The organism is Streptosporangium sp. NPDC006013, from assembly GCF_040614275.1.
Classification (GTDB): Bacteria; Actinomycetota; Actinomycetes; order Streptosporangiales; family Streptosporangiaceae; genus Streptosporangium.
Window position 1 is genome coordinate 1 of record NZ_JBEXUE010000461.1, and the last position, 7,879, is coordinate 7,879.

Here is a 7,879-nt window from a genome sequence, read left to right on the forward strand (position 1 = left end):
GAAGCGTAAGGAAAGCCATGCAGCCGCCGAGGTCGTGGCATGCGCGTGGCGGGGACGCAGCCACCGGCGACCGAGGCGTTCGGCTTGACGTGCATCCACGGCGCGTGAGGCGGGCAAGCAGTCACGTCGCTTCCGCCTGCCCGAGGTGACCGAGCTCGCGTCCACCGCCGGGGTCGCCGCCCTGCTGTCGGCGGCGGCGCTCGGCGTCGTGCTGCACGAGGAGGCCGCCTCCCCGCTGTCCGGCCTGCCGCTCCCCGCGGGCGGTGACATCGTCGTGGTGGTCGGCCCGGAGGGCGGGGTGTCGCAGGAGGAGATCGCCGTCTTCCGCGAGGCCAAGGCGGTGCCGGCGCTGCTCGGGCCGACGGTGCTGCGTACCTCGACGGCCGGGGTCGTCGCGGCGGCGGTGCTCCAGGCACGCAGCGGCCGCTGGTGATCCCCGGCCGGCGGTCCTGAGCCCCGCGCCCGGTGCCTTCCGCCTACCGCGTCGGGCACCGTGGCACGCCGCGGCCCCCTCCTCCGCCCCGCAGGACTCCTCCGCCTCGGGAGAGGCCGTCTGACCGATCCTCGGCACGCCGGGATCCGCCGGACAGGGCCTAGCTGCTGACCGGGGTCGGCGCGGGGATGCTCGCCTCCGTCGGCATCGGGGGCGACGCGTCATCGGACGGCCCGCACTCATCGGCCGAGCACGGGCTCTCCGAGGGAGCCGGCGGTCTCGTCTTCGTCGGCGTGGGGGTCGCCTCGGCCTCCTCGCACTGCTTGGAGATCCCGCTGGGGTCGACCGGCGGTTCGTCGAGGGGGGTGGGGCAGGTGGGCGTCGGCGTCGGCCTGGGAGCCGGCGGTGCCGGGGTCGCCTTGGAGGTCGGCCTCGTGCTGGGCGTCGTGCTCCTGGACGGCGTGGGCGTCGGCGGGAGCGTGCCGTTGCTCGCCTCCGGCTTGCCGACGGCGGGGGGCTGGGCGGGGCCGGACGACGGCTGGGACGGAGCCGGGGGCCTTGAGGTGGCCGATCCGTCCGGCGGGGGAGTGGACTCGGTGAAGTTGACCGTGCCGGTGCTCACCTGGGGGATCACCTGTTCGCGGAACTGTGGGACCACCATGACGATGGTCGCCGCGACGAGGAGCGCACCGGCGACGGAGGCTCCGGTCCGCCACCACGTCAGCCAGCGGAGCCCACGTCGCTCGATACGGGCGCGAATTATCTCCAGCCCGTCAGGGGAGGGAACGACCGAGTTCGCCTCCGCGCTGAGCGCACGGCGGAGCAGCTCGCCGTACTCATCCGGGGAGTCGGTCATGACAGTTGCTCCAGTGAGGTTCGTAGGGCGGCCATGCCGCGAGCGGTGTGGCTCTTGACCGCGCCTTTGCTGATGCCCATCGCGTGGGCGATCTGCGCCTCGGACAGGTCTCCGTAGTAGCGCAGGACCAGGGCCTCCCGCTGGCGCGCGGGCAGCCCGCGGAGCGCCTCGATAACGGCGGAGCGCTCGAACTCGCCGATCGCCCCGTTCTCGGCGCTCGGCGCGTCGGGCATGCCCTTGGGCGCGTACTTCTCGACGACCGCCCGGTGCCGAAGCACCGAACGTGATCGGTTCACGACCGACTGTCGCAGGTAGGCCAGTGCCTTGTCGGTGTCGCGCAGGCGACGCCAGGCGCCATGGATGGCGACGAACGCGTCCTGCACGACCTCCTCCGCGGTCGCCATGTCGCGAACGAGGAGTACGGCGAGACGGACAAGAGACCGATAGTGCGCGCTGTAGAGCGCGGTAACGGCCATGTCGGCATCCCACCCGACGGGCGCCGCCCCGAGCGATCTGTCTGCCACGAGGGTCTCGGTGGTCACATCAGTGGGACGCTCGGCCTTCCCAGAGGGTTTACGCTCTTCCGGTTCATTAAGGGGCATGACCCAGTCGTGTCCTCGCCAGGCGGCCATATGATGCTGTGCGCAAAGGCTGTCTTGGTTGAAGTTTTGCACAACCACCATATCCGGGCGGATCTTTGTTTGCTGGCGGGAACCATCACCGATTCGCAACGTCCTCGGCGGTAAGGTGCCTGCATGGTGAGCGAAGCCGACTGCCTGTTCTGCAAGATCGTGGCCGGGGAGATCCCCGCGGAGATCGTCTATGAGACCGATCGCACGCTGGCCTTCCGCGACGTCAACCCCCAGGCGCCGACCCATGTGCTGGTGGTCCCCAGGGAGCACCATCGGGACGCCGCGGCGCTGGCGGCCGCCGACCAGGGGCTGGCCGACGACGTGCTCAAGACCGCGCACGCGGTCGCCAGTCAGGAGGGAGTCGCGGAATCGGGCTACCGGCTGGTGTTCAACACCGGACCCGAGGCCGGTCAGACCGTCTTCCACGTGCATGGACACGTGATCGGGGGGCGCGGGCTGAAGTGGCCGCCCGGCTGAAAACCGGCAAGCGCGATCCTGGCGATCACGGATACGATGGCGTTGAAGTTCCACGCCTATATCTGGAGGCGAACAGGCCGTAGGGCCAGCTCATGTCCGAGACAAACGATTCCAGCAGAACGTCGCCGAGGTCCAGGGGTTCCAGCCGGACTCAGGCAAAGGTGGTGATTCCGGACGATCAGTCGATGGTCAGCCTGCTGGGCTCGCGCGATGAGCTGTTGCGCGTCATCGAGGGCGCCTTTCGCGCCGACATCCACGTCCGGGGCAACGAGATCACCGTCACCGGCAGCCCGGAGGAGAGCAGCACCGTGGTGCGGCTCTTCGAGGAGATGTCCGAACTCGTCCGCGGAGGCGCGCAGCTCACGGTCGACGCGGTCGAGCGCAGCATCGCCATGTTGCGGATGACCTCCGACCGTCCCGCCGAGGTGCTCTCGCTGGACATCATCTCCTCGCGGGGCCGGACCATCCGCCCGAAGACCGTGAACCAGAAGCGGTACGTCGACGCGATCGACAAGTTCACCGTCGTCTTCGGCATCGGCCCGGCCGGCACGGGCAAGACCTACCTCGCGATGGCGAAGGCCGTGAAGGCCCTCCAGGAGAAGAAGGTCAACCGGATCATCCTCACCCGCCCCGCGGTCGAGGCGGGCGAGCGGCTGGGCTTCCTGCCGGGAACGCTCTACGAGAAGATCGACCCTTACCTGCGCCCGCTCTACGACGCGCTGCACGACATGCTCGATCCCGAGTCGATCCCCCGGCTGATGGCCGCGGGCACGATCGAGGTGGCCCCCCTCGCCTACATGCGGGGCCGCACGCTCAACGACGCCTACATCATCCTGGACGAGGCGCAGAACACCTCGCCGGAGCAGATGAAGATGTTCCTGACCCGGCTGGGGTTCAACTCGAAGATCGTCGTCACCGGCGACGTCACCCAGGTCGACCTGCCGAACGGCACGCAGAGCGGTCTGCGGGTCGTCCAGGACATCCTCGAAGGCATCTCTGACATCCACTTCAGCCGTCTGACCAGCGACGACGTGGTGCGCCACAAGCTGGTGGGCGACATCGTGGACGCGTACGGGCGCTATGACGAGACGCAGCGCCAACGCGCGCCGCAGCAGATCAAGGGCATGGTCAAGCAGCGTCCTCGGGAGAGGACATGAGCGCGGAACGATTCCGGAGCGGGTCGCGCGGCACGGGGGAAGCAGGGGGGGACCTGTGAGCGTCGAGGTCAACAACGAGTCCGGTGTCGAGATCGACGAGGGGCTCATCGTCTCGCTGGCCGGGCATGTGCTGGAGCGGATGGGCATCAACCCGCTCGCCGAGCTGTCGATCCTGGTCGTCGACGAGGAGACCATGTCGGTTCTGCACGAACGGTGGATGGGGGAGCCGGGCCCCACGGACGTGCTCGCCTTCCCGATGGACGAGCTGCGGCCGGGACCGGGCGCGGGGGCACGGCAGGAGGGTGACTCGCCCACCGACCCGGCGCTCCTCGGTGACGTGGTGCTCTGCCCGCAGGTGGCCGCCAAGCAGGGGGCCGAGGCCGGGCACGGCACCGAGGCCGAGCTGGAGTTGCTGTGCACGCACGGCATCCTCCACCTGCTCGGCTACGACCACGCCGAGCCCGAGGAGCACAAGGAGATGTTCGGCCTTCAGGGCGAGCTTCTGGAGTCGTGGCAGGAGGTGCGCCCCCAGCGGTGAACCTCGCCAACGGGTGGTTGTTCTCCGCCGTCGTCCTCGTCGTGGTCGGCGGGTTGATCGCCAGCGCGGAGACGGCTCTGACTCGTATCTCAAGGGTTCGCGCGGAGGAGTTCGTCCGTGACGGCCGCCGGGGCGCGGTGCGTCTGCAGGCCATCGTCGCCGACCCGCCGCGCTACCTGAACCTCCTGCTCCTGCTCCGGCTGAGCTGCGAGCTGGTCGCCACGGTGATCGGCACGCTGCTCTTCATCGACTGGCTCGGGGACCAGGGCTGGGCCTACGCCGCGGCGGCGGCGGTCATGATCGTCGTCAGCTACGTGATCGTCGGGGTCTCCCCGCGCACGCTGGGCCGCCAGCACGCCGAGCCCATCGCGCTCGCCAGCGCCCCCGTGGTGTACGGCCTGACCCGGATCTTCGGCCCCCTGCCCAAGCTGCTCATCCTGCTCGGCAACGCGGTGACGCCGGGCAAGGGCTTTCGCGAGGGCCCCTTCACCTCCGAGGCGGAGCTGCGGGACCTGGTCGATCTGGCCGAGGAGCGCAGGGTCATCGAGCCAGACGAGCGGGAGATGATCCATTCGGTCTTCGAGCTCGGTGACACCCTGGTCCGTGAGGTCATGGTGCCCCGCACCGACATGGTGTTCATCGAGCGCGGCAAGACGCTGAGCCAGGCCATGTCCCTCGCGCTGCGCAGCGGTTTCTCCCGGATTCCCGTGGTCGGCGAGAACGAGGACGACGTCATCGGCATCGCCTACCTCAAGGACATCGCACGCCGGGTGCAGGACACCGGTGACGACGGGCGCGCCGAGCCGGTGGAGTCCATCATGCGCCCGGCCACCTACGTGCCGGAGAGCAAGCCGATCGACCAGCTGCTGCGCGAGATGCAGGCCCGCCAGATCCACCAGGCCATCGTCATCGACGAGTACGGTGGCACGGCCGGCCTGGTCACCATCGAGGACATCCTGGAGGAGATCGTCGGTGAGATCACCGACGAGTACGACCAGGAGGTCCCCAGGGTGGAGCCGCTTGAGGGCGGCGCGGTGCGGGTGACCGCCAGGCTCCCGGTGGACGATCTGGAAGACCTGTTCGGCATCGAACTGGAGGTCGACGACGTCGAGACCGTCGGAGGGCTGCTGGCACACGCGCTGGGCCGGGTGCCGATCGCCGGTTCCCAGGCGGTGGTGGAGGGTCTCAGTCTGACGGCTGAGAGCCTCGCCGGGCGTCGCAACCGGATCGGCACGGTCCTCGTCACCAGGATCGCCCCCGCGGAGCCCGACTCGGTCTCGGCCTCCCCCGACCAGTGACGGGCTGGGGCGGTGGATTCGCCCCAAGTCGTCCGCAAGTGCTCTGCAAGCGGCACGGGTGATGCTTCTCGCACGGCACCTGGTCGCGCGGGAGCCGGTGGGAGATCCCCGCGTCCGGAGGGGTTCGCGGCGCGTGGGTCGGCCCATGGGGGAGAAGAGTTCACGTAGGGCTTCGTGGCTGTCCTGCGTCACTCGCTTAGGGGTGTTCTCGACCGTGAAATACGGTTGAGGGCACCCTTAGGCGTTTCTTAATGATTGCCGCTTTTGCGGACGGGGAAGAAAGCGAGTCGGCGAGGACGAGACGCCTCGCACATGACATCGGGGGGATGGTCATGACGCGGGGGATGAATATTGTCGTTTTTGCGGTGTTATGTGGATTTATCGTGGGCGGGGCGGCCGGATGCGCCGGCGGAGCGGGGGCCGGCGACGCGATGGACGGCGCCGCGGAGCTGAACCGGCTGCGGGGAGTGCTCGACGAGACGCGAGGGCTGCCCGACGGGTTCTCGGCCCGTCCGCGGGACGGCTGGCGCGCCCCGTTCCAGCCGGTGAACGAGGACTGCCGGCTCGTTCTCGACACCGCGGGAGGCAGGCCGCCGCAGCGGGCACTGGGGGCGCGGGCGGCCGTGACCTACCAGGGTGACGGGGTCGGGGAACTGGCCGGATTCGGTCTGGCCTCCTACCACGGTGACGACGCCGAGCTTCACTTCAACGAGCTCACGGAGGCGCTGAGCGGCTGTCCGGTCGTACGTGCCCAGGTGGCGGGCCGCGGCACCGCTCTTCGGGTCTCCCCCCTGAACCTGGCAGGGGTCGGTGACGAGGTGCAGGCCAGGCGGCTGAACGGCAGGCTGAACGGATATCCGTACGAGATGCACCTGGTGTTCGCCCTCAGCGGCCACACCCTGATCTCACTGGTGCACGCCGGTGTCAGGGACGTCGACGCCGAGCGCACCTGGGAGCTCGCCCGCCTGCTGGTCGACGAGGTCGCCGCCTGAGCGAGGCGGCAGCAGTGTCGTTCTGGTGCCGGGGCCGCACCTGTGTCGTTTTGGTGCCGGGGCCGCACCCGTGTCGTCCTTGGCGCCGGGAGCTGAATACCCTTGTGCTGTGAGTGACGCGACCCTCGATCCCGAGGACAAGAAGATCATCGTGCTGGCCCGTTCCGCCCGTGCACGCAACGGAGCCGCCGAGGGCGCGGCCGTACGGGACGAGACAGGCCGGACCTACTCGGCGACCAACGTGGCGCTGCCGTCGCTGACCCTGTCGGCGATCCAGGTCGCCGTGGCGATGGCGGTGTCCGGTGGAGCGGAGTCGCTGGAGGCGGCCGCGCTGGTCACCGCGGGTGAGGGGCCCTCCGACGACGACACGCGGGCGGTCCGCGACCTGGGTGCCGGGACCCTGCTCGTGGCCGGTCCTGACGGGACACCGCGTCAGAGCTGAGTCCGGCATCGGCGACAATGGTTGACGTGAGTTCCTCAGCTGCTGATTTCCATGCCGGTTTCGCCTGCTTCGTCGGCCGGCCCAACGTCGGCAAGTCCACGCTGATGAACGCGTTGGTCGGCACGAAGGTGGCGATCACCTCCTCCAAGCCCCAGACGACCCGCCGGGCCATCCGTGGCATCGTGCACCGTCCCGACTCCCAACTCGTCATCGTCGACACGCCGGGCCTGCACCGGCCCCGCACGCTCCTGGGTGAGCGGCTGGACAGCCTGGTGCTCTCCACCCTCACCGAGGTCGACGTGATCGGCTTCTGCGTGCCCGCCAACGAGCCCATCGGCAAGGGCGACCGGTTCATCGCCGAGAAGCTCGCGGGCGTCAAGAAGACCCCGGTGGTCGCCGTGGTGACCAAGTGCGACCTGGCGACCCGCGAGCAGATCGCCGCGCAGCTGCTCGCGCTCTCCCAGCTCGCCGAGTTCGATGACATCGTGCCGGTCTCCGCGCAGTCGGGTGAGCAGCTCGACGTGCTGGCCGACGTGCTGGTCCAGCACCTGCCCCAGAGCCCGCCGCTGTACGAGGGAGGACAGCTCACCGACGAGCCCGAGCAGGTGCTGGTCGGCGAGCTGATCCGGGAGGCGGCCCTGGAGGGGGTGCGCGACGAGTTGCCGCATTCGATCGCGGTGGTCGTCGACGAGATGCTGCCCAGACAGGGGCGTGACGACCTCCTCGACATCTACGCTCACATGTTCGTCGAGCGTCCGTCCCAGAAGGCCATCGTGATCGGGCACAAGGGCTCCCGGCTGAAGGATGTCGGCAGCCGTGCCCGCCGGCAGATCGAGGCGCTCCTCGGCACCCGCGTCTACCTCGACCTGCGCATCAGCGTCGCCAAGGACTGGCAGCGCGACCCCAAGCAGCTCCGCCGCCTGGGTTTCTACGACTGACGGTTCCCGGGCACGGCGGCGCGTCGGGGTGCGGGGCGGCGGGGTAGCCGAAGACGTAGACGGGCTTTCCGGTCTTCTGGTTCCAGGTGAAGCCCTGGCCACCGACGTTGTCACCC

The 7,879-nt window shown here is 69.5% G+C and carries 9 protein-coding genes and 1 pseudogene; 8 read left to right on the top strand and 2 right to left on the bottom strand.

Translation table 11 applies throughout. The annotated features are described in order from the left end of the window. Positions 1 to 94 precede the first annotated feature (94 nt). A pseudogene (locus ABZ260_RS41590) lies at positions 95 to 433 on the top strand (RsmE family RNA methyltransferase); the annotation flags it as partial. Positions 434 to 593: 160 nt separating this feature from the next. Here the strand turns inward: ABZ260_RS41590 and ABZ260_RS41595 are convergent. Beyond that, entirely contained in the window at positions 594 to 1,289 is a 696-nt protein-coding gene (locus tag ABZ260_RS41595; RefSeq protein ID WP_355628764.1) for a hypothetical protein, read from the bottom strand. Next, positions 1,286 to 1,765, bottom strand: a complete 480-nt coding sequence (locus ABZ260_RS41600) for a SigE family RNA polymerase sigma factor (protein ID WP_043655278.1) — start codon at positions 1,763 to 1,765, stop codon at positions 1,286 to 1,288. The genes ABZ260_RS41595 and ABZ260_RS41600 overlap by 4 nt, the downstream gene beginning before the upstream one ends. 282 nt (positions 1,766 to 2,047) lie before the next feature. Between ABZ260_RS41600 and ABZ260_RS41605 the strand changes: the two genes are divergently transcribed. From ABZ260_RS41605 to era, 7 genes are all read left to right on the top strand, one after another. Continuing rightward, a complete protein-coding gene (locus tag ABZ260_RS41605) occupies positions 2,048 to 2,398 on the top strand; it encodes a histidine triad nucleotide-binding protein (RefSeq protein WP_030903982.1) in 351 nt (116 codons plus the stop codon). A gap of 92 nt (positions 2,399 to 2,490) precedes the next feature. Continuing rightward, positions 2,491 to 3,555 (top strand): PhoH family protein, encoded by a 1,065-nt coding sequence (locus ABZ260_RS41610; RefSeq protein WP_350913248.1) that lies wholly within the window; start codon positions 2,491 to 2,493, stop codon positions 3,553 to 3,555. 55 nt (positions 3,556 to 3,610) lie between these two features. Next, positions 3,611 to 4,093, top strand: coding sequence for an rRNA maturation RNase YbeY (gene ybeY / locus ABZ260_RS41615; protein WP_343979833.1), 483 nt, complete (start codon positions 3,611 to 3,613; stop codon positions 4,091 to 4,093). Next, positions 4,090 to 5,391, top strand: coding sequence for a hemolysin family protein (locus ABZ260_RS41620; protein WP_355549143.1), 1,302 nt, complete (start codon positions 4,090 to 4,092; stop codon positions 5,389 to 5,391). Before ybeY ends, ABZ260_RS41620 begins: the two co-directional genes overlap by 4 nt. Before the next feature lie 383 nt (positions 5,392 to 5,774). Beyond that, positions 5,775 to 6,383 (top strand): hypothetical protein, encoded by a 609-nt coding sequence (locus tag ABZ260_RS41625; protein WP_355628767.1) that lies wholly within the window; start codon positions 5,775 to 5,777, stop codon positions 6,381 to 6,383. A gap of 109 nt (positions 6,384 to 6,492) precedes the next feature. Further along, positions 6,493 to 6,825: a cytidine deaminase gene (locus tag ABZ260_RS41630; protein WP_355628769.1), complete on the top strand. Its 333-nt coding sequence runs from the start codon at positions 6,493 to 6,495 to the stop codon at positions 6,823 to 6,825. A 17-nt stretch (positions 6,826 to 6,842) separates the two neighbouring features. After that, positions 6,843 to 7,763, top strand: a complete 921-nt coding sequence (era, locus tag ABZ260_RS41635) for a GTPase Era (protein ID WP_355628772.1) — start codon at positions 6,843 to 6,845, stop codon at positions 7,761 to 7,763. The last annotated feature ends 116 nt before the right edge of the window (positions 7,764 to 7,879 follow it).